This window comes from Acidimicrobiales bacterium, assembly GCA_036399815.1.
Taxonomy (GTDB): domain Bacteria; phylum Actinomycetota; class Acidimicrobiia; order Acidimicrobiales; family DASWMK01; genus DASWMK01.
Window position 1 is genome coordinate 1 of the sequence record DASWMK010000274.1, and the last position, 23081, is coordinate 23081.

Annotated in this window: 24 protein-coding genes and 3 tRNA genes; 9 read left to right on the forward strand and 18 right to left on the reverse strand. The window is 75.2% G+C overall.

Annotated elements, in window-relative coordinates; translation table 11 throughout:
- The 5 genes from VGB14_20555 to VGB14_20575 all read left to right on the forward strand — a co-directional run.
- On the forward strand, nucleotides 1–318 hold a 318-nt coding region (locus VGB14_20555; protein ID HEX9995325.1), incomplete at its 5' end, for a sigma-70 family RNA polymerase sigma factor.
- The gene (locus VGB14_20560) at nucleotides 311–1501 is read left to right on the forward strand and encodes a hypothetical protein (protein ID HEX9995326.1); all 1191 of its coding nucleotides are present in this window, start codon (nucleotides 311–313) and stop codon (nucleotides 1499–1501) included. The genes VGB14_20555 and VGB14_20560, both read left to right, overlap by 8 nt.
- Before the next feature lie 31 nt (nucleotides 1502–1532).
- The gene (locus VGB14_20565) at nucleotides 1533–2450 is read left to right on the forward strand and encodes a COX15/CtaA family protein (GenBank protein ID HEX9995327.1); all 918 of its coding nucleotides are present in this window, start codon (nucleotides 1533–1535) and stop codon (nucleotides 2448–2450) included.
- Nucleotides 2447–2740 (forward strand): ATP-dependent Clp protease adapter ClpS, encoded by a 294-nt coding sequence (clpS, locus tag VGB14_20570; protein ID HEX9995328.1) that lies wholly within the window; start codon nucleotides 2447–2449, stop codon nucleotides 2738–2740. The genes VGB14_20565 and clpS overlap by 4 nt, the downstream gene beginning before the upstream one ends.
- Before the next feature lies 1 nt (nucleotide 2741).
- Nucleotides 2742–3227 (forward strand): DUF2017 family protein, encoded by a 486-nt coding sequence (locus tag VGB14_20575; GenBank protein ID HEX9995329.1) that lies wholly within the window; start codon nucleotides 2742–2744, stop codon nucleotides 3225–3227.
- Here the strand turns inward: VGB14_20575 and VGB14_20580 are convergent.
- The 4 genes from VGB14_20580 to VGB14_20595 are packed head-to-tail and all read right to left on the reverse strand — an operon-like array spanning nucleotide 3224 to nucleotide 6277.
- Nucleotides 3224–4063 (reverse strand): DegV family protein, encoded by an 840-nt coding sequence (locus VGB14_20580; protein HEX9995330.1) that lies wholly within the window; start codon nucleotides 4061–4063, stop codon nucleotides 3224–3226. The two genes, VGB14_20575 and VGB14_20580, sit on opposite strands and share 4 nt — an antisense overlap.
- A complete protein-coding gene (locus VGB14_20585; protein HEX9995331.1) occupies nucleotides 4060–4674 on the reverse strand; it encodes a glycerol-3-phosphate acyltransferase in 615 nt (204 codons plus the stop codon). The genes VGB14_20580 and VGB14_20585 overlap by 4 nt, the downstream gene beginning before the upstream one ends.
- 41 nt (nucleotides 4675–4715) lie before the next feature.
- Nucleotides 4716–5150, reverse strand: a complete 435-nt coding sequence (locus tag VGB14_20590) for a hypothetical protein (protein HEX9995332.1) — start codon at nucleotides 5148–5150, stop codon at nucleotides 4716–4718.
- Nucleotides 5147–6277: a molybdopterin-dependent oxidoreductase gene (locus tag VGB14_20595; GenBank protein ID HEX9995333.1), complete on the reverse strand. Its 1131-nt coding sequence runs from the start codon at nucleotides 6275–6277 to the stop codon at nucleotides 5147–5149. Before VGB14_20595 ends, VGB14_20590 begins: the two co-directional genes overlap by 4 nt.
- A gap of 98 nt (nucleotides 6278–6375) precedes the next feature.
- On the opposite strand from VGB14_20595, the gene VGB14_20600 reads away from it, so the two are divergent.
- A tRNA-Glu gene (locus VGB14_20600) sits at nucleotides 6376–6448 on the forward strand.
- Between the two features lie 61 nt (nucleotides 6449–6509).
- On the opposite strand, the gene VGB14_20605 is transcribed toward VGB14_20600, so the two are convergent.
- The 9 genes from VGB14_20605 to VGB14_20645 form a co-directional block, all read right to left on the reverse strand.
- Entirely contained in the window at nucleotides 6510–7649 is a 1140-nt protein-coding gene (locus VGB14_20605; protein ID HEX9995334.1) for a hypothetical protein, read from the reverse strand.
- On the reverse strand, nucleotides 7640–8500 hold the full coding sequence (locus VGB14_20610; protein ID HEX9995335.1) for a hypothetical protein: 861 nt from the start codon (nucleotides 8498–8500) through the stop codon (nucleotides 7640–7642). The genes VGB14_20605 and VGB14_20610 overlap by 10 nt, the downstream gene beginning before the upstream one ends.
- Before the next feature lie 23 nt (nucleotides 8501–8523).
- On the reverse strand, nucleotides 8524–9225 hold the full coding sequence (locus VGB14_20615) for a hypothetical protein (GenBank protein ID HEX9995336.1): 702 nt from the start codon (nucleotides 9223–9225) through the stop codon (nucleotides 8524–8526).
- A 667-nt stretch (nucleotides 9226–9892) separates the two neighbouring features.
- On the reverse strand, nucleotides 9893–10666 hold the full coding sequence (locus VGB14_20620; protein HEX9995337.1) for a class I SAM-dependent methyltransferase: 774 nt from the start codon (nucleotides 10664–10666) through the stop codon (nucleotides 9893–9895).
- The gene (locus VGB14_20625; GenBank protein ID HEX9995338.1) at nucleotides 10663–11619 is read right to left on the reverse strand and encodes an HEXXH motif-containing putative peptide modification protein; all 957 of its coding nucleotides are present in this window, start codon (nucleotides 11617–11619) and stop codon (nucleotides 10663–10665) included. The genes VGB14_20620 and VGB14_20625 overlap by 4 nt, the downstream gene beginning before the upstream one ends.
- Complete coding sequence (locus tag VGB14_20630) at nucleotides 11616–12212, reverse strand: hypothetical protein (protein HEX9995339.1); 597 nt, start codon at nucleotides 12210–12212, stop codon at nucleotides 11616–11618. The genes VGB14_20625 and VGB14_20630 overlap by 4 nt, the downstream gene beginning before the upstream one ends.
- A gap of 5 nt (nucleotides 12213–12217) precedes the next feature.
- Entirely contained in the window at nucleotides 12218–14563 is a 2346-nt protein-coding gene (locus VGB14_20635) for an MFS transporter (GenBank protein ID HEX9995340.1), read from the reverse strand.
- Between the two features lie 5 nt (nucleotides 14564–14568).
- Nucleotides 14569–15690: a hypothetical protein gene (locus tag VGB14_20640; GenBank protein HEX9995341.1), complete on the reverse strand. Its 1122-nt coding sequence runs from the start codon at nucleotides 15688–15690 to the stop codon at nucleotides 14569–14571.
- A gap of 89 nt (nucleotides 15691–15779) precedes the next feature.
- Nucleotides 15780–15935 (reverse strand): hypothetical protein, encoded by a 156-nt coding sequence (locus tag VGB14_20645; GenBank protein HEX9995342.1) that lies wholly within the window; start codon nucleotides 15933–15935, stop codon nucleotides 15780–15782.
- 419 nt (nucleotides 15936–16354) lie between these two features.
- Here VGB14_20645 and VGB14_20650 point away from each other — a divergent pair.
- Nucleotides 16355–16429 (forward strand) — tRNA-Asp (locus VGB14_20650).
- Nucleotides 16430–16455: 26 nt separating this feature from the next.
- Nucleotides 16456–16528, forward strand: a tRNA-Phe gene (locus VGB14_20655).
- 619 nt (nucleotides 16529–17147) lie between these two features.
- On the opposite strand, the gene VGB14_20660 is transcribed toward VGB14_20655, so the two are convergent.
- A complete protein-coding gene (locus tag VGB14_20660) occupies nucleotides 17148–17366 on the reverse strand; it encodes a BldC family transcriptional regulator (GenBank protein ID HEX9995343.1) in 219 nt (72 codons plus the stop codon).
- Nucleotides 17367–17573: 207 nt separating this feature from the next.
- Here VGB14_20660 and VGB14_20665 point away from each other — a divergent pair, with 207 nt between their 5' ends.
- Nucleotides 17574–18668: a Glu/Leu/Phe/Val dehydrogenase gene (locus VGB14_20665; GenBank protein ID HEX9995344.1), complete on the forward strand. Its 1095-nt coding sequence runs from the start codon at nucleotides 17574–17576 to the stop codon at nucleotides 18666–18668.
- 23 nt (nucleotides 18669–18691) lie between these two features.
- Here the strand turns inward: VGB14_20665 and VGB14_20670 are convergent, their stop codons facing one another.
- Genes VGB14_20670 through VGB14_20685 form a run of 4 tightly spaced genes read right to left on the reverse strand, consistent with a single transcriptional unit; the run spans nucleotide 18692 to nucleotide 23080 of the window.
- On the reverse strand, nucleotides 18692–19156 hold the full coding sequence (locus VGB14_20670) for a hypothetical protein (GenBank protein HEX9995345.1): 465 nt from the start codon (nucleotides 19154–19156) through the stop codon (nucleotides 18692–18694).
- Nucleotides 19153–20202: a phosphoribosylformylglycinamidine cyclo-ligase gene (gene purM, locus VGB14_20675; GenBank protein HEX9995346.1), complete on the reverse strand. Its 1050-nt coding sequence runs from the start codon at nucleotides 20200–20202 to the stop codon at nucleotides 19153–19155. The genes VGB14_20670 and purM overlap by 4 nt, the downstream gene beginning before the upstream one ends.
- Nucleotides 20203–20211: 9 nt before the next feature.
- On the reverse strand, nucleotides 20212–21729 hold the full coding sequence (gene purF, locus VGB14_20680) for an amidophosphoribosyltransferase (protein HEX9995347.1): 1518 nt from the start codon (nucleotides 21727–21729) through the stop codon (nucleotides 20212–20214).
- Between the two features lie 22 nt (nucleotides 21730–21751).
- Complete coding sequence (locus VGB14_20685; GenBank protein HEX9995348.1) at nucleotides 21752–23080, reverse strand: aminotransferase class I/II-fold pyridoxal phosphate-dependent enzyme; 1329 nt, start codon at nucleotides 23078–23080, stop codon at nucleotides 21752–21754.
- Between the last annotated feature and the right edge of the window lies 1 nt (nucleotide 23081).

The window sequence follows — 23081 nt, forward strand, 5'->3', positions numbered from 1 at the left end:
CGGGAGCGGGCGCTGGCCCTCGACAACCCGGCCGGCTACCTCTACCGCGTCGGCCAGAGCCGGACCCGCCGGCGCCGGCCGGTGTGGGGCCCCGCCGCCGAGCCCGGCCGCCTCCCCGACGTCGAGCCCCGCCTCCCGGCCGCCCTGGCCGCGCTGTCCGAGCGCCAGCGGGTGGCCGTGTTCCTCGCCCACGGCTGCGGGTGGACCCACGGCGAGGTGGCCGAGCTGCTCGGCATCTCGGCGTCGTCCGTGGCCAACCACGTCGCCCGGGGGATGGCCAGGCTCCGGGCCGAGCTGAAGGTGACCGTCGATGCCTGACCTCGACCAGCAGCTCCGGCGCTTCGCCGACGCCGTGCTCGCCGGCGTCGAGCCCGTGACCGTCGACGAGGCGGCCGGCCGGCACGCCCGCCGGCGCCCGCCCCTCGTGCTCGTCGCCGTGGGCGTGGCCGCCGCCGTGGCCCTCGTGGCCGCCGTGCTCGTCCTCCGCCGGGACCGGGGCGAGGAGCTGAACCTGGTCGGCCCGGGCGGGGCGACGAGCTGGGTCGCCCTGCTCGAGCGGGTCCCCGACACCCCGAACACCCGGTCCGGTCACATCTCCGTCACCGACCCGGAGCGGGGCCGCCTGCTCGCCGGCCGGCCGCCCACCGGTCCCGACGCGAGCGACCGCGAGGTCATGGCCGACTTCGAGGCGGCGACCGGCTCGTCGACGGGCTTCGGCGACCTGCTCGGCCACCCGCCATCCGAGGTGCGGGCGGAGATCGGCCTCGACCTCCGCGAGGTCGACCAGGGCGTGGTGGCCGGGACGCCGCCGCACCGCTTCACGGTCCTGCGGGGGCGGTTCGACCCCGCCGCCGTGCGCACGGCCGTGCAGACCGACCCGTACTGGTCCTCGATGGTCCAGGCCAGGGAGCACGAGGGCGTGCCGTTCTGGTCGTGGGGCGAGGACTACGACCTCAACGCCATCTTCAGCCCGATCCGCGGGCCGGGGAACAGTGCCAGGCTGGCCCTGGTCGACGACCTGGCCGTGTGGACGGCGGGCGACCCCGAGCTCGTGGCCACGCTCGACGCCGTCGCCGGCCGGGGCCCGTCGCTGGCCGACGACCCCGCCTACCGGGCCGCCGCCGAGCAGGCCGATCGCCACGCCCTGGTCGAGGCCACGATCTTCGACGCCACGGCGCTCCACGAGATGCGCGAGCAGGAGGCCCTCCCCGGCGGGGACGTGCCCGAGCCGGTGCCCGACCGCGCCGTCCCCCTCGTGCTCCTCCACGGCAGCACCAGGGTCGCGGGCGCCAACCAGTACGTGACCGTGCTCGTCTACCCGACGGAGGACGCGGCCGAGGCCGCCCTGCCGGACGTGCGCCGGTACGAGGCCGAGGTGCGGGCGCGGGGCGAGGCCCAGGCGATGACCGGAGGCGAGGACGTCCCGCAGCAGGACCCGGTCTTCACCGTCGACGGGCGGGTGCTCGTCGTCACCGACGGCGCCTGGCTGTTCGTGCTGTAGGACCACCCGGCCCCGCCCGTAGCATCGGGGCGTGCGGGTCCCGCGCCTCTCCCCGGCCACCTACCGCAGGGTGACCCTGGCCGCCGCCCTGGCCCTCGCGTTCATCATCGTGTCGGGCGGTGCGGTTCGGCTCACCGGCTCGGGGCTCGGGTGCTCGGACTGGCCGAACTGCGAGGAGGGACGGCTGGTCGCCCCGCTCGAGTTCCACCCGATGGTCGAGTTCGTGAACCGCACCGTCACCGGGCTGGTCTCGGTGGCCGTGGTGCTCGCCGTGCTCGGCTCCCTCGTCCGCACCCCCCGCCGCCGCGACCTGACCGCCCTCTCCCTCGGGCTCGTCGCCGGCGTCGCCGGCCAGGTCGTGCTCGGCGGGGTGACCGTGCTCGTCGGGCTGTCGCCCCCGTTCGTGATGGCCCACTTCCTGCTGTCGCTCGTGCTCCTCTGGAACGCGGTCGTCCTCCACCACCGGGCCGGCCAGCCGGACGGGCCGCCACGCGCCGTCGTCGGCGGCCAGGTCGTCGGCATGGCGAGGTGGCTGGCGGGCATGGCTGCGATCGTGGTCGCGACCGGCACGGTGGTCACCGGGTCGGGGCCGCACGGCGGCGACGAGGATGTCGAGCGGCTCCCGTTCCTGCTGCCCGACGTCGCCCGGGTGCACGGGGTCGCGGTCATGCTGTTCCTCGCCATGGCGCTCGCGCTCGCCTGGGTGCTGCGCCGCGACGGCGCCCCGGCCGGCGTGCTGCGGGCGGCGCAGGTCCTGCTGGCCGTCCTCGTCGGGCAGGCGGCCGTCGGCTACGCCCAGTACTTCAGCGGGGTGCCGGTCGTGCTCGTCGGCATCCACCTGGCCGGCGCGGCCGCCGTGTGGGCGGCGACCGTCCACCTCAACCTCGTGCTGTTCGAGCGGCGGCCGGTCGTGGCGCCGGCCCGCCCGCCGGTGCTGGAGCCGGCATGACGACGCTGTCGCCCGTCGAGGTCGAGGAGCCCGTCGCCGGGGAGGCGACGAGCGAGGACCGGCCGTGGGTGGTGATCGTCTGGAACGACCCGATCAACCTGATGTCCTACGTCACCTACGTGTTCCAGAAGCTGTTCGGCTACAGCCTGGAGAAGGCCACGGCGCTGATGCTCGACGTCCACCACAAGGGCAGGGCCGTCGTGTCGAGCGGGCCGCGGGAGAAGGCAGAGCTCGACGTGTTCCGGCTCCACGAGCACGGCCTGTGGGCGACCATGCAGCACGACACCTGACGTGTTCAGGGCCAGGGTCTCCCGCGCCGGTGACGGCACCTTCCGGGTGCGGCTGACCGCCGACGAGCGGGCGCTGCTCGCCAACCTCGCCGGCCAGCTGCGCGAGCTGCTGACGGCGGGCGAGGACCCGGTGCTGCGCCGGCTGTTCCCGCCCGCCTACGCCGACGACCCGGCGAGGGACGCCGAGTGGCGGGCGCTCGTGGGCGACGACCTGCTGGCCCGGCGGCTGCGGGCCGTCGACCTGCTCGAGTCGACCATCGAGGAGAAGCGGCTGACCGAGGAGCAGCTGACGGCGTGGATGGCCGCCGTCAACGACGTCCGTCTCGTGCTCGGCACCAAGCTCGACGTCGACGAGGACATGGAGGACGTCGACCCGGCCGACCCGGACGCCCCGCTGCTCGCCGCCTACGCCTGGCTCGGCTGGGTGCTCTCCGACGTGGTCGACGCCCTCGCCGCCGGCCTCCCCCGCACGGGCAGGGACCGCTAGCCCCTGCGGGCGACGGCCGGGTGGAAGAAGGCGCCCGCCGTGCCCGGGCCGGTGTGGGCGCCGACGCTCGGCCCGACCCGGTAGCGGACGAGCTCGCGCACCTCGGGCCGGTCCAGCAGGCGCTCGGCCAGCGCGTCGGCCACCGGCCCGGCCGCGGCGTCGGCCACGCCCACGGCCACCCGGAGGTCCCGGCCGCCGGCGAGGACGTGGCCGGCCATGACGGCGGCGGCCTCGTCGGCGTCGGCGGCCCGGCCGACGGCCCGGATCTCGCCGCCGACGAGGGACAGCACCGGGACCCCGGCCTCCTCGCCGACGCCCGCCGCCAGCCGGCCCCCGGCCCTGGCCAGGTCGAGCGCGCCGACCACGAACACGTTGCCGATCGTGGCCGCCAGCTCCTCGGCCACCCTGGCCGCCTCGTCGGCCGTCGCCCCCGCCCGCAGCGCCTCGGCCGCCTCCCACACGCAGCAGCCGACGCCGAAGCTGGCCGTCCCCGTGTCGACCAGGCGCACGGGCACGGGCGCGCCCCTGGCCCCGATCCGGGCGGCGTTGAGCGTGCCGGACACGGCCGAGCCGACGTGGACCGACAGGACCTCGTCGGCGCCCCGGTCGGCCAGGCGCCGGTAGGCCTCGGCGAAGCGGCCGGGGCTCGGCTGCGACGTGGCCACCTGCGGGCGGCCGGCGGCGAAGCGGGCGTAGAAGGCGTCGGCGTCGAGGTCGACGCCCTCGAGGTGGTCGACGCCGTCGACGGTCACGGTGAGCGGGACGACCTCGACGCCGTAGCGCTCGACCAGCTCGGGCGGGAGCTGGGCGTTGCTGTCGGTGCAGAGGCCGATCACCGGGGCCGGGCCGCCGTGACGAACCGCCAGAGGACGACCCCGCTGCTGGCCGCCGCGGCGGCCGGGAGGGCGGCCGTCGGCCGCGGGCCCCACGCGTTGGGCCAGCCCCTCCGCCACCACAGCACCCCGGCGGCGACCCAGCAGGCCGACGCCACGGCCGTCGCCGCGAAGGCCCGGTCCCGCCACCGGGGCGAGGCGGCCGCCAGCGCGGCGACGCCGAGGTCGACGGGGGTGTAGGCGGGGAACGTCGCCAGGCACTGACCGGCGCTGGTGGCGACGCCCTTGCCGCCCCGGAACCCGCTCCACACCGGGTAGCAGTGGCCGACCACGGCGGCCGTGCCGGCCAGGTGGGCGGCGGCGTCGCCGCCGACGCGGCGGCCGGCCCGGCAGGCGAGCGCGCCCTTGGCCACGTCGGCCGCCATCACGCCGTAGCCCCAGGCCGGGCCGAGCACCCGCATGGCGTTGACCCCGCCGGGGTTGCCGCTGCCGGCCAGGCGGAGGTCGGTGGCCCCCTTCCCGGCCAGGCGGGCGGCCACGTCGGCCGACGGCACGGTGCCGAGGAGGTAGCCGGCGACCGCTGCCGCGACCAGCCGGCCCGTCCTCGCAGCCACGCCGGGAACGGTAGCCGTGGCCGCGGCAGCCGGCCCGGGCGTCAGCGGCGGCGGGCGAGCAGGCCGGCGGCCACGACGCCGGCGGCGACGACGGCGAGCGCGGTGGCGAGGCCGGTCCCGTAGTCGAGCGGGTGGACGGACGGGTTGTTCGGGAGGCGCCCCCACCCGCGCACGCCGGGGAAGGCCACGGCCGTGACGGCGGCCGCGGCGACCAGGCCGCCCGCCACCGGCCCCCGCCAGGCCCTGGGCACGACACGGGCGACGGCCACGCCGGCCAGGCACACCAGCGGGGCGACGACCAGGTCGTGGGCCAGGGCGACGCCGACCACCCAGGCGCCGGCCCGCAGCCAGGAGACGGGGCCGGCGAAGTGGTCGATGCCGCCGAGCAGGCCGGCGACGCCGACGCCCATGAGCGCCCAGCCGACCGCCACCGACGGCCAGAACCCCCGGGGGCGGGTGCGGTCCGGGGCGCTCACCGGACGACGACCGCCGAGAGCCACTTCGTCTGCTGCACGCCGGGGCGGTTGGGGCCGATCAGGCGGAGCGGGAAGCCGTGATCGAGGTGGAGGGGCTCGCCGCCGAGGTCGAGGGCGAGGAGCGTGTCCGGGTCGGCGGCCTGGGCCGGGCTCAGGTCGGAGGTCCGGTAGATGCCGCCGTCCTGGAGCGAGGCCACCGTCGCCCCGGCGCCGTCGGCCGCGCCGGCCATGGCCAGCACGTCGCGGACGGGGACGCCCCGCCAGGTGGCCGTACTGCTCCAGCCCTCCACGCAGGCGATGGGCAGGGTGGCCTCCCGCTGGGGCATGGCCCGCAGGTCGTCGATGGACAGGGACAGCTCCCGCTCGACGGCGCCGGTCACCGACAGCCGCCAGGCAGGGGCGGTCGCGGCGTCGACCACGCCCGCGCCCGACGCGGTCGTGTTCACGGGCACGCCCTGGGGCCCGGCCGACGGGCGCCGGGGCGCCACGAGCGCCAGCCGCTCGAGCGGCCGCACCGTCTGGCCGACCGTGAAGACGGTGACGGCGCCGGCCGCGGTGGCGACGGCGGCGAGGAAGCCCCTGCGGTCGAGGGCGGCGTCGGCCGGCGGGCCGTCGAGCAGCGGGCGGCTGGCGGCCGCGCCGCCCCGGCCGACGACCCTGGCCGTCGTCGCCCACGTCGCCCCGACGTGCACGACGAGCCCGCCGACGACCAGCCAGGCGACCCAGAAGTGGCCGGCCGTGAACGAGAACGCCCACGGCCGCCAGCGGAACACGTTCCCGACGCCGGAGAGGAGGAGGAACAGGGAGCCGCCGACCAGCGGCACGAGGCTCACCCGCTCGACGGCGTGGGCCACCGAGCGGACCGGCGGCCAGCCCCAGAAGCGGGGGTAGGCGACCCACAGCTTGGCCAGGAGCAGCGGCACCGAGGCCAGCCCGGTGGCGACGTGCAGGCCCTGGGTGACCCGGTAGAGCCCGGCCGGCCGGGGCGGCCACCGGAACCACGACGGCGGGTCCTGGACCAGGTGGGAGAGGAGGCCGGTGAGGAAGCAGACGGCGAAGGCCACGCCGAGGGCGACCCCGAGCACGGCCGCCAGTCGCTCGTCGTGCAGCCGGCTCCGGAACGGCATCACCGGCGACGGTACGGCGACGGCCGCCGCCGGTCGCCGTCCGCCGGCCCGCCGTCACCGGATGTTCATCGCGGGCCGGCGCTAGCCTCCGGCCGCTCGCCCCCATCGTCCAGTGGCCCAGGACACCGCCCTTTCAAGGCGGCAACACGGGTTCGAATCCCGTTGGGGGTGCTGCGAGTCGTTGACCCCCATTTGGTTGACCGCTGGTATGAGGGGCGCCGCGCCCGGCCGGCTACTCGAACCGAAGCCGCACCGCGTCGTCCCTCAGCTGCTCGAGCCTCTCCGTCCTATCGGTGGCAAACCAGGCCTCCTCGTCGAAGTCGGGCTCGGGAGGGACGTGACCGTTCAGCCGATCCTCGACGAAGACGCTAAGCGCCCGCTCGGCCGCATCCGGCAACTTCGTCTCGTCGACTTCGGCGATCAGTCGGTCGCGGGCGGCTTCGACCGCAGTCGGTGACCCGGACACCAGGTGCTCGCCGTTCGCTCCGACGACCATGACCGCCAGCAGCGTCGCTGCCAGGTTGCCATAGGTCGGGAACTCCCTGAGCGATGTTGGACGGGCGGCGGCGAGGAGCAGGTGCTCCTGCACGCGCGTGAGTCGCTGGTCCCAGAGCGGGGCTCGCGGAGTCGGGGCGAGCATGATTTGCGCCGCATGCGACGGAGCCCGCATTTGAAGCCAGGTGCTCCGCATATCCCAGAACGCGTCCTCCGCGCGCACATGGTGGAGCACATGCACATGGTGGAGCACATCGAAGACGCGCGCTTCGGCATGATGGGCGAGGTCACCGAACGCACCGGCTCCTACGAGGGTCGAGATCCATGCGACGAGTCCGCGCTGCTCGTGGCTTAAGCCAGCCTCCAAGAGCCCAGCGCTCCAGGCGGCGATCGACGCGGCAGCGAGCGGTTCCACCAACCTGCCGAGGTGCTCGCAATCGACCTCGCGGAGGGCAACCCGCAGGTCGACCTCGCGATCGACCCACAGCCGTGTCGCCTCTAGCTGCTGCAGACGCTCTCCGAGGTAAGCACCGCCCGCCCCGGCGTCGGGAGCAGGAATCGGTTCCGCTGGCACGCCCGGCGCTCCCGGTCCGAGTCCGCCGCCGAGGTACCCACGGCGGACGAGCGCCCGGACCTCGTCGAGACTGCGGAACGGGATCTCGGCGCCGTCCTCGCCTCGGAGTCCCTCCTGGAAACCCGCGCGACACGCGTGCAGCGCCGTGGAGATCCGACCCACCGGGACGGGTTCGAGGTCGGGCACGGCGAGGAACACCGTCGAGGAGGCCTCGATCGACTCAGGTGGCCGAACCGACGCGAACAGGCGACCGTCGAGGACCGACCACGTGTCGACGTACCAAGTCCGGTCGGCTACTTCCACTGGTAGCCCTGTCCGTGAGCGGTGACCACGCGGGTCCGCATGTCGATGTCGTCGAGCCCGCTGGCGACGAGCTCGCGGCGCAGCAGCCAGAGCCACTCGACGGCCGGGAGTGTCCGGCCGGTGCTGAGCCGGCTGCGCAGCCGGGCCTCGACTGCGACCTCGTCGGGCGACTCACGGACCTCCTCGACGTCCGCGAGCGTGAATGAGTCGGGCAGGTCGAGGTGGACCTCGATGAACTCCTGGTCGCGGAGCACCATGGCCGCGACCGTGCCGCTGGTGACCAGCCTCGGCTGGTGCTCCAGCTCGGGGAGCACCCGCATCAGAACCATGTCCCGGAGGTCGGACCCCCACCGCCCGCGGATCCGCTCGACGACGAGCGCTGACCTTGGGTCATCCGGCTCGATGTCGGCGAGGGGTGGAAGGAGCAGGTCGTACGAGTCGCGGTCGAGCAGCTGGGTGGCGTCTTGGGCGACGCCGCGCTTGAGCACCATGCAGTACTCGCCGTAGTAGCGGACTCCAGCGCCGCCGAGCGCGACCGCTGCGAAGTAGGTCTGTTTCGGTCGGATCCCGATCTTGACGTCGACTCGCACCCGGTTGCGTGACGGCTCCGGCCGTGCGGTGCCAACGAGCGGGCGGTCGTAGAGGTTGAGGTAGCGGTTGTCAGGAAGCAGGGAAAGCAGCCCGGCGGCGCTGATGTTGATGACTGCTCGCAGCCCGGCGTCAGGCTCGTTGATCGCATTCGCGGCCACGACCTGGTTGCTCGCGGCGAACCCTTGATTCTGGGGCAACGACTCCCAGTCCTGCACCCGCTCCGTCCACGTCCGTCCCGAGTTGAAGTAGACCGAGTCCATCGCCTCGAGGGGATCCGGCCCGCTCACGCTTCTCCCCGAGCAAGGATCTCCGCCGCGACCGCGTCCCGGTCGCTGTCCGCTCCTGCATACGGCCGGGTGTTGACAGTCTCGATCACTTGTCGCCGAGTGGATTCGTCGAACCGGCCCCACGCCTCCTTGGCGGCAAGGAGTCCGTGGTACTGCTCGTTGCCCGACTTAGAGTCGGTGATCGCGGAGCGCAGCGCGTCGATGGTGACCAGCGAGGGGTCGCCGCGGAGCAGTCCCACGGCGAGAACCCGCTCTGCGGGTGATCCCTTCGCCAGTTGGGCCACGTCCTTAGGGTTCGGCTTGGTCGTGAAGGATCTGGTGCGGACCTGGTCGATAAGTGCATCCTGGAGCTTGACCTTCGCCGGCCGGTAGGCCGCGTCCTCACCGAGGGCCGAGTGGACGAATGCGTACGCCGACGCGACCTGGGTGATGCCGGCGCTGGAGAGCTCCTTGGCGACGTCGTGTCCGACAATACTGGCGAGCTCGGCGGTGACTTTGGTGTCGCCGTGACCAAGCGACAACGACCGCACTCGATTCCAGAACAGCGCCATCAGTAGGATGAATGCGCCAAGGAGCAGCCAAACGACGAGGACGCTGTCGGTCAAGTCGACGCCGCCGAGCCCGCCGACGCCCAGCATCGCCGCCCCGATGATCCCGACGGCGCTACGGACGATGAAGTCCTTCGTGCTCGTCCCCACTGCAGTGGATGATAACGGACATCCATCGCAGCCATCCGAAATGTCTTGAGTCGCCGGAACCGGCCAAGCGAGCCGCGACGACGACGGGATGTCGTCGCCTTCGCCTTCGGCAGTCCCGGTGAGACCGGCGAGGGCTCGCCGGACTTCACCGGCGATCCACGTGGCAACGCTAGGGGAGGCGACCGATGGCTGCTGCAATAGCTCGCCCCAAGTCGGCCGTGTCGCACCCTTCGTCGTAAGGTTCGGCCAGGACCCGGGGTGGCGCAAGCACCGCCGGGGCACCTGACTGTCACTGCTTTCAATCGAATGCAGTGAACCGGGGCCGGGAAGGTCTCGGTGTGCGGAGAATCAAACCTCATCCAGCAGCTGGTCGATCCGGTGTTCGGCGCCAAGATGGCGGAGCTCCGCAAGTTGGTGGAGGGGGTGCTGGCCAAGAGCGCAGCCCAGGCAGCGGCGGGTCTACGCCCGGCGGAAGCCCCGGGTCACGACCGAGCTGACGCCGGAGCAGCAGGCCATCCAAGACGCCATCAACGAGCTCGAGGCGGACGAGAAGCCGCCCAAGGCAGCCTGAGCCTCACGCTGCGGCTTCCAGGTCCTCAACCAGCCGGACCAGTTCGGCCAGGCCGTCCCTGCTGGCGGGGTTGGAAAGAGCCGTGATGGGGGGTGCTCAGGACGGCGGGTCGACGGCGGCGACGACGTGGAAGCACCTCGCCACCCCCCGGAACGGGTCGCGGGACCCGGCCAGCCACTCCACCTCGTAGGCATCGGCGGCCGCCTCAGGGTCGGCCGGCATGCCGGCGTGCTCGGTGAACAGCCCCACGCCGTACCACTCCTGCACGTGGGCCCCGAACTTCTCGAGGAGGGCGGTGACCTCGGCGAGGCTCGGCTCGCTCGTCGGCAGGTACTGGGCGCCCGTCTCCCGGCCGGCCTCGAGCGTCGCCCTGGCCTCCTGCCAGCGGCCCTTGACGGCGCTGCGCATGGCGGCCGCCTCGGGGTTCAGCGACAGCAGCGACACCAGCCCGCCGGGCCGGACCGTCCCGACCACGCCGGCGACGAACGGGGCCGGCTCCTCCTCGTACATGAGGACGCTGTGGCAGCAGGCGACGTCGAAGTCGGACCCGACGACCGCGGGCGCGTCGAGCCCGTCGCCGAGGACCAGCTCGACCCGGGCCCGCACCTCGGGCGGCTCGCCCTCGAGCCGGCGCCTCGCGAGGTCGAGCATGTTCGGGTCGAAGTCGAGCACGGTGACGGTGTGGCCGTCCCTGGCGAGGGTGATGGCCTGCTGCCCGTAGCCGCCGCCGACGTCGACGATGCGCCGGGGCCCGGGCGGCACGTGGCGGGCGATCGCCCTGCGGATCAGCTCGAACGACAGCTGCCCGCGGTTGCGGGCGTACGCCTCCGCCAGCTGGGCGGCGTGGCGCGACCAGTGGTTGTCCCTCATGGTGCGACCTCCTCGGTGTGCTGTTCGAGCCGCGCGAACCAGGCACGACCCTCGTCGGTCCATGCCGCCTTCTCCCGCAGGACGGCGACCGCCCCCACGAGGTTGGCGAGCGACTCCTCGGCTCGCCGGGCCACCTCGGCCGGCGCGCCGCCCTCGTCCCGCCACAGGGCCAGCCCCGTCGCCATCCGGGCGAGGGCGTACGCCGCGTGGACGGTCCCCGACACCGGCCGGGGATCGGGGCGCAGCGGGTGGCCGGCGAGGTCGGCCCCGTTGGTGACGAAGGGCTGGAAGCGCCGGCGCAGGACGAGCGCGAGGTGGGCGCTCTCGTGGACGAGCATCTCGAAGGCGGCCGGGACGCTGTCGTTGTAGCGCTCGCCGACGAAGACGGCGCCGAACACCTCGTCGGCGGTCGCCGACCTGAAGCCGCCGCCCTCGACGTGGACGACGGCCCTGACCTGGAGGCGGAGCTCCGTCGCCGCCTCCGGCCAGACGCGGTAGAGGACGGCGAGCGCCCGGTCGACGTTGGTCCGCCGCGACCCGAGCGGCGCGGCGGCCAGCCGCATCGGGGGCTGGGGCCACAGCTGGGTCACCTGGGCGTCCACCGTCGCCACGCCCCAACGGGCCCACGGCTCGTCCCGGTCGGCGCCGACGTGCTCGGGCGCGGCGGAGGGCGTCCTCGACGCGGCCAGCAGGTCGCTCACCGGCAGCCCGCCGTCCGCCACGAGGTCAGGCTGCTCGACGGCGACGCGGGCGGCCCAGACGGCGCGGGGGTGCAGCGATCGGACGCCGTACGCCCGTCCGGCGCCCGTGTCGGCCCACCCGAGCCGGGTGGCCTGGTGGACGAGGCGGACGGCCAGGGCGCCGTGGTAGGCCCGCAGCCAGGCCGCCGTGCGCCCGGGGTCGAGGCCGACGGCGGCCGCCGTGCACGAGGGCGCCGCCGCGGGGCGGGTCACGCCGTCGCCTCCGCCGCCGGCGCCCGCTCGACGAGGGCCAGCACGTCGGCCTCCGTCAGCGACCACCCGTCGCCCGTCCCGGGGTGGAGCCCGGCGGCGACGCCGGCGAGGTCCGTCCCGGTGAGCCCGGCGACGACCGCCTCGATGGCGGCCCGCTCGGCCTCGACCCAGGCGACGGTGCGGGCCATCGCGGCGGCGAACGGCTCGGGCAGGAGGGCGTGCACCAGGTGCTGGAGGTCGGCCATCACGTCCGGCTCGGGCACGCCGAAGCCGCGGCACCACAGGGTCAGGTCGCCGAGCCACGAGCGCGGCATGTGGTGACCGAGCACCACGAACTCGGCCGCGCTGCCGGCCATCACGAAGAGGAAGGCCGCAGCCGGGTCGGCGCGCACCCAGGCGAGGGGGTCGTCCGCCCCCATGACGACGCCGCCCGCCCGATGGCCGCCGCTGTGGGCCACCCACCCGCCCGGCGGCCGGACCCGCACCTCGGCGAAGCGGATGCCGTGCCGGGCGGCGGCGACCGCGTGGGCGGCCTCGTGGACGACGACGTGGGGCAGCACGCCGTGCCGGCCGCAGACCTCGTCGACGTCCACGCCGTTCACGACGGGACCGCGACCGGCAGGGCGCCGGCCCGCTCCTCCAGCCGGGCGAACCAGGCCCGCCCGGCGTCGGTCCAGGCCGCCTTGTCGCCGAGCACGGCGATCGTGGTGCACAGGTCGGCGCGGCACTGCTCGGCCCGCTCGGCCACCTCGGCGGGGGCGTCGGGGTCGCCGTCGCGCCAGCGCGCCAGCCCCGTCGCCATCCTGGCGAGGACGTAGGCCGCGTGGAGGGTGCCGGAGATCGGCCGGGGGTCGTCGCGGAGGGGGTGCATGGCCATCTCGTCGCCGTTGGTCACGAACGGCTCGAAGCGGGCCCGCAGGAACAGGGCGTGGTGGCCGCCCTCGTGGAGGATCATCTCGAAGGCCGCCGGCACCGTGTCGAGGTAGCGGTCGCCCACGAACACGGCGCCGAACACCTCGTCGAAGCTGGCCGACCCGAACATGGCGCCCTGCACGTGGACGATCGAGCGGACGTAGGAGTGGAACTCGACGGCCGCCTCGGGCCACACGTCCGCCAGGACGGCGAGCGCCTCGTCGACGTGGCGCCGGCGGTCGCCGAGGGGGAGGGGGGCGAGGCGGAGCCGGTCGTCGACGTCGATGCGCTGGGCGTACGACGCGAGGTTCTCGACCCCCCAGCCGACCCACCGCTCGGCCGTGCCGGCGCCGACGTGCTCGAGCACCGGCGCCGGGCCGCGGCCCTCGTCGAGCATGGCCCGCACCGGCACCGCCTGCCCGTCGAGCAGGGCGGGGTCCCTCGCCGCGATCCTGGCGGCCCACACGGCGCCGGGGTGGAGCCAGCGGACGTCGGCGGGGTCGGCCGAGCCGGGGGCGGCCCAGCCCAGCCGCTCCGCCTCGTGGACGAGGCGCCGGGCGAGGGCCTGGTAGTAGGCGACGGTCAGCGACGACGACACCCGGGGGTCGATGTCGGCGGCGACGATCTGGTCGTGGAACGTCTCGGGGAGGCGCCGGCGGGGGTCGTCCGGCTCGCGGCCGGGCGCGGCGTCGGTGGGGCTTCTGGCCGGCTCCGGCTGGCGGGCGGCGTCGGCCGGGCCGCCGGCGTCGGCGTCGGCGTCGGGGGCGGCCGTCTCGCCGGTGGCCGTCGCCCGGCCGGGGGACCGCAGCCCGAGGAGCAGCGGCGGCGTCACGCAGGCGAGGACGACGGCGGCGACGGTCAGCGCCGTCCGCTCACCGGCCATGGCGCCGACGGCGCCGCCGACCGCCAGGCCGGCGAGGGCCGCGACCTGCAGGATGTTGTTGGCCAGCGCCATGGTCCTGGCGACGGTGCCGCGGGCGGCGGCCTCGGCCTGGAGGCTGCCGAACACGGCGGCGATCACGATCGTCCCGCCGAAGGCGCCGGCGAGCTCGAAGTTGACGACGGCGGCACCGCCGAGCCAGCCCGGCCCGACGAAGGGCAGGGCGGCGACCGACCACAGGGTGGCGAGGAGGCCGACGGCGCCCGTCCACCGCCCCATCCGCTCGGCCACCCGGCCGACGAGGAACCCGCCGACCACGCCGCCCACGGCGCCGACGGCGAGGAGCAGCCCGATGGCCGACTCGCGCATGTCGAGGGCGTGCAGGCAGAACAGGACGAAGACCGCCTCGGTGATCCCGTTCACCAGCGCGATCGCCGTCAGGCACCACACCCCGCGCCGGGTGGCCAGCTCGCGCCCGATCGCCACGACCTCGCCGACCGAGGCCCGCCCCCTGGTGCGGGGGGCCGGCGGAGGAGCGGCGTCGGCGGGCGGCCGGATCCTGCGGGTCAGGAAGGCGCCGACGAGGAACGAGACGGCGTCGGCCACCAGGATGACGGGGGCGGCGAGCACGGCGAGCAGCGCGCCGCCGGCCGCCTGCCCGGCGATGTCGGTGGCGCTCCTCGTGCCGCTCAGCCGGCCGCCGGCGGCGACGAGCTGGTCGCGTGGGACGAGCTCGACGACCACCGGCCCCGACGTCGCCGCGAGGCAGACGCCGATCACCGCCTTCATCGCCACGATGGCGAGCAGGCGCTCGAAGGTGAGCGCGCCGAGCCACCACAGGAGCGGGACGAGGGCCACGAGGGCCCCGAGCACCACCTGCGCGGCGGCCATGATCCCGAGGCGGGACCGGATCGAGTCCGACCACATCGCCGCGGGCACCTGGAGGAACAGCCCCGGCAGCATCCCGGCCGCGCCGAGGAGCGCCATCTGGGCCGGCGACGCGCCGAGCGTGGCGGCGGCGATGATCGGGACGACCACGATCGACACGGCCGACCCGGCGCCGGAGACGGCCAGCGCGGACCAGTACGTCCGGAAGCCGCGGTTGTTCCAGAGGCTCGGCCGGGTGCCGTCCGGCCCGCCGTGCTCGGCCACGACCGCTACCCGACGAGCGCCCGTGAGGCGCCGGTCGCGGCGACGCGGAGCTGGCGGTAGCCGAACCCGCAGCAGTCGCCGGTGATGTCCTCGTCGCGGACGTCGGGGTGGGCGGCGCACGTGACGGCCAGGTCGTGCAGGTCGAGCACGCCGGGCTCGCCGTCGATCTCGATCCTGGCGCCGTCGGCGATCAGGTCGAGGTGGATGTCCTCGAGGTAGGACACGCGGGACGGCGGCTGGTTGTGCTGCCCGAACCCGACGTGGACGCCGGGGCGGCGCTCGTTCAGGTGCGAGTTCTCGGGGAGGAACCGGCGCACGCCGACGTTCGTCCCGAAGCCCAGCTCGCCGACGTTGCGGCCGTACGGGCGGGTGAAGCACAGGCCGACCAGCTCGTGGATCCGCGGGTTGGCGCAGGAGAAGTCGACGGCCCGGCCGCCCTCGACCTCGACGGTCAGCGGCGTGTCGGCCAGCCGCATGTCGAGGCGGCTGATGACGTTGCAGTTCACCGCGCCGTCGGCCACGAGGACGCCCTCGATGGCCGCCGGGTAGGTGGCGATCTCGCCGGCGGGGAGGATCGTGAAGTGGCCGCCGCGGTGGAGGCCGCGGTTGCTGATCCAGTCGTAGCGGGACGAGTCCAGCTCGACCTGGAGATCGGTTCCCCCGTCGGACTTTATGCGAATTGTCTTTCGCCCATTGAGCCGACTCAGCAACGTCGCATTGCGCTGCGAGAGCTCGTCGGGCGTGAGGTTCAGGCCCTCGGTGAAGAACTCCTCCGAGGCACTGATGATGCGGACGATCTGGCAGTCGTCGCCGTACTCCTCGAGCACGCTCGTGAGCGGGCCGAAGTGCGACATCGACTCCTTCTCCAGGGTGAAGATCACCAGGCGCCCGGCGAGGTCGTCCTTCGCGGGCAGCACGCCCCGCAGCCGCTCCTCGAACGCCTCGTCGACGAGGGGCCGCATGGCGACCAGGCTCGGCTCGACGCCCCTGGCCTTCACGCCGGCGGCGAGCCACGCCGCCGCGTCACGGCTGTCGGGCGAGTACACGACGACGACGGCATCCCGCCGCTCCAGCCCGGCGTAGGCGGACAACAGCCTGTCGACGCCCCGAAAGATCTCTGGTCCCACCGCCTGCTCCTTGCTCTGGCGTGATGTCCGGTCGGCTGCCGCAGCCGGTCCGGGGGGCGAGCCCCCGGACCCGCTGCGTCCAGTGGTGGCTACTGCTCGTTCGTCTTGTACGCGATGTACCAGGCGACCTCGTTGCTGTCGGTCCGGTCGAAGGCGGACGGCTCCAGCGCGTACTCGGCCTCGAGGGCGGTCATCTCGCCCATGACGCCGGCGACGAGGTCCTGCATCTGCTGCTCTGAACTCATGACGTACCTCGCAGTCGTTGTGGGGAACTTGTCGGTGTCCGGGTGAACGACGAGGCGTCACCGGCCAGCGGAGTCGAACATGGGAAGGTCCCCGCCGACGCTTGGATGACCCGCCAATCCCGTACGAGAGTCGACTATACGACGGGTCCGTCATCCTGCCTAGGGGTGCGTGACTTTTTTGTTACGAAATACAATCGCCGGCATGACAATAAACGCTGAACCCGCTGGTCAGGCCGCCCGACCGGATGCCGGAACCGTGTGACGACGCCGATCTGCGAGCGCGGCCATATGCCCGACTTCTGTGAAATGAGGGGAGGTGAGCGGAGGCCGATATCCCGATCGGAGCGCCGGCCGGCACCCCGGGCGGCCGGTCGTCGGGGACGCGACGGGGGAGGCCTCTGCTACCCTGACCCCTCCCTGGTCCCGTGGTGCAGTTTGGAGTGCACGCCGGCCTGTCAAGCCGGAGGCCGCGGGTTCAAATCCCGTCGGGACCGCTGCCGCACGGCGACGTGCGGCCCTGGGTCGGGTAGCTCAGTTGGCAGAGCGCGCGCCTGAAAAGCGCGAGGTCACCGGATCGACGCCGGTCCCGACCACCGGTCCCGCCGCCCGGCGGTGGCGGACGTCGCGCAGCGCCGGCGGCGCCGCCCGGGCAACCCTGCCGCTCGGTCGAGGCGGCGGCCGACCGCCCACCGCCTTTCCGACGGCCGGCGCGTCGATCCGACCCGGCCTGCCCGTCGCCACCGAATGCGCGCCGGTCCGGCGGCCGACCGCGGCGACCCCCGCGTGGAGCACCCGCACGGCCGCCGGCCCGGCACCGCGGCGCAACGGCGGCGACGCGGTCGTCGAGCGCCCGCAGGCCGACAGCTCGGCACCGCGGCGCGACGGCGGCGCACCCGCTCGTCGAGGACCCGCGCGGCCGACAGCTCGGCACCGCGGCGCGACGGCGGCGACGCGCTCGTCGAGGACCCGCGCGGCCGCCGGCTCGGCGCCGCGGCGCGACGGCGGCGACGCGGTCGTCGAGCGCCCGCACGCCCGTCGGCTCGCCACCGCGGCGCGTCGAACGGCCGACGGCTCGAGAGGTTCGATCGGGACGTCCCGGAGCGGGCGACAGCCGCCGGCGCGCCGACCGCTCACGCCGTCCCGTTCGTCGCCGGTGGTGGCGGTCGCCCCTCCCGGAGCAGCGGCCGACGCGCTACCGGCCGGTCGGCGCGGTCAGCGCTGGCCCTGCTCGGGCTCGGTCGACAGCTCCTCCAGGCAGCGGCGGATCTCCGAGGCCCGGAACCGGCGGTGGCCACCGAGGGTGCGGATCGCGGTCAGCTTCCCCGCCCGAGCCCAGCGGGTCACCGTCTTGGGGTTCACCCTGAACATCGCCGCGACCTCGGAGGGCGTCAGGAGAGCGTCGGGTGCGTCGGAGTCGTTGTTCTGCGCCATGAGTTCCCTTCGTCTGCCGCGCCCGGTGTCCCTCCGGGGAGGAACTCTAGCTGACAACGGTGTCAGGCTGGTGGAGCGTGGCCTTCGCCCGATAACTGTACGGTCCTCCGACCCCGCCACGAACGGGAAGGAACGCGAACGTGTGCCGATTCAGCCGCCGCGCCCCGTTCCACCGTTGGCAAACGGGCAAGGATACCCTCGGCGCGCGTGACCAACGATGCTCACGTCTTCGAGCTCCTGTCCGACGGCGGGTACGAACAGGTCGTCTTCTGTCACGACCCCGCGAGCGGGCTGCGGGCCATCGTCGCCATCCACTCGACCGTGCTCGGCCCCGCCCTCGGCGGCACCCGGTTCTGGCCCTTCGCCTCGGAGCACGAGGCCCTCGTCGACGTCCTCCGCCTGGCCAAGGGCATGACCTACAAGGCCGCCGTGTCCGGGCTCGACCTCGGCGGCGGCAAGGCCGTCATCATCGGGGACCCCAGGCGCCTCCGCAGCGAGGCGCTGCTGCGGGCCTACGGCCGGTTCGTCGACGGCCTGTCCGGCCGCTACATCACCGCCGAGGACGTGGGCACGACCAAGGACGACATGGACCTCGTCAGCCTGGAGACCCGCCACGTCACCGGCGTGAGCGTGTCCCTCGGCGGGTCGGGCGACCCGTCGCCGGCGACGGCGTGGGGCGTCCTGTGGGCCATGCGGGCGGTGGCCGAGCACCGGTGGGGCACCACGGCCCTCGACGGGCTGCGCGTGGCGGTCAGCGGGGTCGGCAAGGTGGGCCTCGACCTCGTCCACCACCTCGTCGACGAGGGCGCCAAGGTGACCGTCGCCGACGTGAACCCCGACGCCGTCGAGAACGCCGTCGGCCGCTACGGCGCCACCGCCGTCGACCCCGACCAGCTGCACACGACCGAGTGCGACATCTACGCCCCCTGCGCCCTGGGCGCCGTGCTCAACGAGCGGACGATCCCCGAGCTGCGCTGCGGCGCGGTGTGCGGGTCGGCCAACAACCAGCTGGCCACCCCGGAGGACGGCGAGCGGCTGGCCGAGGCCGGCATCCTCTACGCCCCCGACTACGTCGTGAACGCCGGCGGGCTGATGAACGTCGCCGAGGAGCTGCGCGGCTACGACCAGCAGCGGGCCTACGAGCGCATCCGCGGCATCGAGGGGAACATCCGCCGGGTGCTCGCGACGGCCGAGGCGGAGGGCATCACCCCGGCCGACGCCGCCGACCGGGTGGCCGAGGCCCGCATCGAGGCCATCGCCGCGCTCCACCGCATCCGCCCGGGCCGGGGCAGCGCCCAGTAGCGCGCCGCCCCGCGGGAGCCGTCCTACGTGGCGGACCGGCGGAGGGCGAGGGCGACGGCGAGCGCCACGGCGGCGCCGGCCACGCCGGCGATCGTCACCACCCACGCCTCGCCCCGGAAGTCGCCGACCACGCCGGCGGTGAGGGCGTCGAGGGCCCGGAACTCGTCGTCGGTGAGCAGGGTGCCGCCGTCGTCGGCCACGTCCTCGACCCGCACGGCCTCGCCGGCGCCCTCGTGGACGAGCAGGCGGACCGAGCCGCCGGCCACCGTGGCGTGCACGTCCCACACCGGGTCGCCCTCGTAGGTGCCGGGCCGCACGTCGGGGTCGAGGCGGACCTCGCGCAGGCCGACCCGGGCGAGGGCGTCGGCGGCGAAGGCGGCGGCCTGGTCGGCGGTCAGCTCCTCCGGGCCCCTCGCCCACTCGAGGACCACCCCGCCGGCCAGCGCGACCGCGCAGGCCACGGCGAGGGCGGCGAGGGCGGCCCTCAACCGGGGGGCCGGCCGGTCAGCCGGACGTGGCCGGCGCCGGGGACGACCGTGCCGACCACCGCGGCGCCGGGGCGGCCGGCGGCGGCGAGCGCGTCGACGACCGTGCCGGCGTCGTCGGGCGCCACGGCGAGCACCATCCCGAGCCCGAGGTTGAACACCCGCGCCATCTCGGCCTCGTCGACCTCGCCCAGCCGGCGGATCTCGCCGAAGACGCGCGGCTCGGCCCACGAGGACCGGTCGAGCACGGCGTCGACCCCGGCCGGCAGCACCCTGGACAGGTTGCCGGGGAGGCCACCCCCGGTCACGTGGGCGACGGCGTGCACGTCGGCGGCGGCGACGGCAGCCAGCACGGCCCGGGCGTAGACGACCGACGGCCGCAGCAGCTCGTCGGCGAGCGAGTGCCCCGCGCCCTCCCAGGCCGGGCCGTCGAGCGGGAGGCCGGCCCGGTCGAGCAGCACCCGGCGGGCCAGCGAGTAGCCGTTGCAGCGCAGGCCGGGCGAGGGCAGGCCGACGAGCACGTCGCCCGCCGCCACCCGCTCGCCGGTGATCACCCGGTCCCGCTCGACCACGCCGACCGCGAACCCGGCGAGGTCGAACCCGCCCTCCTCCAGCGCGCCGGGGTGCTCGGCCATCTCCCCGCCGACCAGCGCGCAGCCGGCCTGGCGGCACCCCTCGGCCACCCCGCCGACCAGGGTGGCGACCGCGGCCGGGTCCAGGCGGCCGACGGCGACGTAGTCGAGCAGGAACAGTGGCTCGGCGCCCTGGCAGACGAGGTCGTCGACGCACATGGCGACGAGGTCGACCCCGATCGTGTCGAGCCGGCCGGTGGCCGCGGCGACGAGGGCCTTGGTGCCGACCCCGTCGGTCGACGAGACCAGCACCGGCCGGCGGTAGCGCTCGGTCGGCACGGCGACGAGCGCGCCGAACCCGCCGAGGTCGCCGAGCACCTCGGGGCGGAACGTCGAGCGGGCGGCCGCCCTGATCCGGTCGACCGCCTCCTCGCCGGCGGCGATGCTGACCCCGGCCGCCTCGTAGGTCTCGCCCACGGGGCCGGGCTACCGGCGGGCGGCGGGCGCCGCGGCCGACGCCGCGCCCCGGCCCAGCCGCGTCGGGTGGGCGTCCACCTCGAGCACGCCCTTGTGGAGGTCGACGGGCACGGCCACCGGGTAGTGGCCGGTGAGGCAGGCCGTGCAGAACCCGGCACCGACGGCGCCGGTGGCCGCCACCAGCCCGTCGAGGGCGAGGTAGGAGAGGCTGTCGGCGGCGAGGTAGCCGCGAATCTCGTCGACCTCGAGGCTGGCGGCCAGCAGCTCGCCCCGCTCGCCGGTGTCCATCCCGTAGAAGCACGGCCACCGGTAGGGCGGCGACGTGATGCGCAGGTGGACCTCCGCGGCGCCGGCCTCGCGCAGCATCCGCACCAGCTGCTTCTGGGTGGTGCCCCGCACGATCGAGTCGTCCACGACGACCAGCCGCTTGCCGGCGATGTTCTCCCGCAGCGGGTTCAGCTTGAGGCGGACGCCGGCGGCCCGCAGCTCCTGGCTCGGGGCGATGAACGTCCGGCCGATGTAGCGGTTCTTCACCAGCCCCTGCCCGTAGGGGATCCCGCTGCGGCGGGCGAAGCCCTCGGCGGCGGCGATGCCGGACTCGGGCACGCCCATGACCATCGCCGGGCGGGGCGACGGGGAGGGGTCGGGCGGCAGCGGGGCCTGGTCGGCCAGCATCTCGCCCATCCGCAGCCGGGCGGAGTGGACGCTGCGGCCGTAGAGCTGGCTGTCGGGGCGGGCGAAGTAGACGAACTCGAACAGGCACAGCCGGGGGTCGACCCGCTCGTCCGGGAAGGGCCGGGACGAGCGGTGCCCGGTGGCGTCGACGACGATCATCTCGCCCGGCTCGAGCTCGCGGACGAAGTGGGCGCCGACGATGTCGAGCGCGGTCGTCTCCGAGGCCAGCACCCAGCCCCGCTCCAGCCGGCCGAGGCACAGGGGCCGGAACCCGTTGGGGTCGCGGACGCCGATCACCCTCGTCTCGTCCATCAGCACGAACGAGAACGCGCCCTCCAGGCGGGGCAGCACGCGGGCGAGGGCCGTCTCGAGGGCCCGCCCGTCGCTGCGGTTGTCGCCCAGGCGGCGGAGCTCGACCTCGACCATCTCGGCCACGAGGTCGGTGTCGCTCTCCACCATGCCGGGGAGCATCCCGGCCTCGGCCGCGAGGCGCGACGTGTTGGTCAGGTTGCCGTTGTGGCCGAGGGCGAAGCCGCCCTCGCCGACGTCGCCCCGGTAGACCGGCTGGGCGTTGCGCCAGGTGCTCGACCCGGTGGTCGAGTACCGGGTGTGGCCGATGGCGAGGTGCCCGGGCAGGCCGGCCAGGGTGCGGTCGTCGAAGGCGTGGGTGACGAGGCCCATGTCCTTCACGACGGTGATCGTCTCGCCGTCGCTCACCGCCATGCCGGCCGACTCCTGGCCCCGGTGCTGGAGGGCGTGCAGCCCGAGGTAGACGAGGTGGGCGACCGGCTGGCCGGGGGCGTAGACCCCGAAGACGCCGCAGGCCTCCTTGGGGGCGTCGTCCACGATCACGCTCCCATGGTAGGGGGGCGGCTCACGCCAGCCGGGTGACGGCGGCAGGGGCGACGGTCGCCGCCAGGTCGGCGGCCAGGCGGAGGGCGTCGGCCCGGCGGAGGCGGGCGACCGTGACCCGCACGGCCGGGCCGCTGCGCAGGCGGAAGCGGGCGCCGGCGGCGACCGCCCACCCGCGGGCCAGCAGGCCGGCGACGACGGGCTCCTCGGCGGGGACCGGCACCCAGACGTTGAGGCCCGACCGGCCGGTGGCGGCGATGCCGTGGCGGGCGAGGGCGGCGACGAGCGCGGCCCGCCGGCCGGCGTAGGTGCTCGCCGCCCGCTCCAGCCGGGCCTCGGTGGCCGGGTCGGCGAGCAGGGCGGCGACCGTGTCCTGGAGCACGTGGCTCACCCAGCCGGCGCCCAGCCGCTGACGGCCCTCGACCCGCGCCACCGTCGTGGCGTCGCCGGCGACGACGGCCAGGCGGAGGTCGGGCCCGAGCGACTTCGACACCGACCGCAGCACCGCCCATCGCGGCCGGCGGCCGTCGGCCAGCGGGAGGAGGTCGGCGCCCGCCACCGGCCCGGCGTGGTCGTCCTCGACGACCAGCGCGTCGGGGTGGCGGCGCAGCACCCGGCGGAGGTCCCGCCGGCGCTCGGCGTCGACGGCCGCCCCGGTCGGGTTGCCGGCCCTCGGGGTGACGACGGCGACGGCCGCCCCGCCGGCGAGCGCCCGGTCGAGGTCGTCGGGGAGCGGGCCGGCGTCGTCCACGGCGACGGGCACGGCGGCCAGCCCGAGGGCGGCGACGAGGTCGTGCACGCCGGGGTAGCCGGGGTCCTCGACGGCCACCGCGTCGCCCGGCCGGGTGGCGGCCTGGAGCACCCGCTCGAGCCCGTCGAGGGCGCCGCCCACGACGGCCACCCGGTCGGCGGGCACGCCGTCGGCGGCCAGCCCCGCCACCACCCGCTCGACCAGCTCGGCGCCGGCCGCCGGCTCGCCGTACAGCCGCTGGCGGCGGCCGGCCCTGGCCAGCGCGGGAGCGAGGGGAGGGAGGAGCGCCGGGTCGGGGTTGCCGTCGGCCAGGTCGACGACGCCGGGCGGCAGGGCCAGCCCGCCGGGGGTGGCGAGGGGCGGCGCCGGGCGGACCCTCGTGCCCCGCCGGCCCTCGCCCCGCACGAGCCCCCTGGCGGCGAGCGCCCGGTAGGCGGCGGCGACGGTGCCAGGGCTGACGCCGAGGTCGGCGGCCAGCGAGCGCACCGGCGGCAGCACGGCGCCGGCCGGCAGCCGGCCCTCGGCGATGGCCCGCTCGGCCGACGACGCGATGTCGGCGGCCGTGCGGCCCCGCAGGCGATATTGTGTCGCGATGGTCACT

Coding starts and splice junctions, on each gene's coding strand:
- VGB14_20560 (HEX9995326.1), top strand. CDS start 311: ATGCCTGACCTCGACCAGCAGCTCCGGCGCTTCGCCGACGCCGTGCTC.
- clpS (HEX9995328.1), top strand. CDS start 2,447: ATGACGACGCTGTCGCCCGTCGAGGTCGAGGAGCCCGTCGCCGGGGAG.
- VGB14_20595 (HEX9995333.1), bottom strand. CDS start 6,277: ATGCCGTTCCGGAGCCGGCTGCACGACGAGCGACTGGCGGCCGTGCTC.
- VGB14_20610 (HEX9995335.1), bottom strand. CDS start 8,500: ATGGACTCGGTCTACTTCAACTCGGGACGGACGTGGACGGAGCGGGTG.
- VGB14_20620 (HEX9995337.1), bottom strand. CDS start 10,666: ATGAGGGACAACCACTGGTCGCGCCACGCCGCCCAGCTGGCGGAGGCG.
- VGB14_20645 (HEX9995342.1), bottom strand. CDS start 15,935: ATGAGTTCAGAGCAGCAGATGCAGGACCTCGTCGCCGGCGTCATGGGC.
- VGB14_20660 (HEX9995343.1), bottom strand. CDS start 17,366: ATGGCGCAGAACAACGACTCCGACGCACCCGACGCTCTCCTGACGCCC.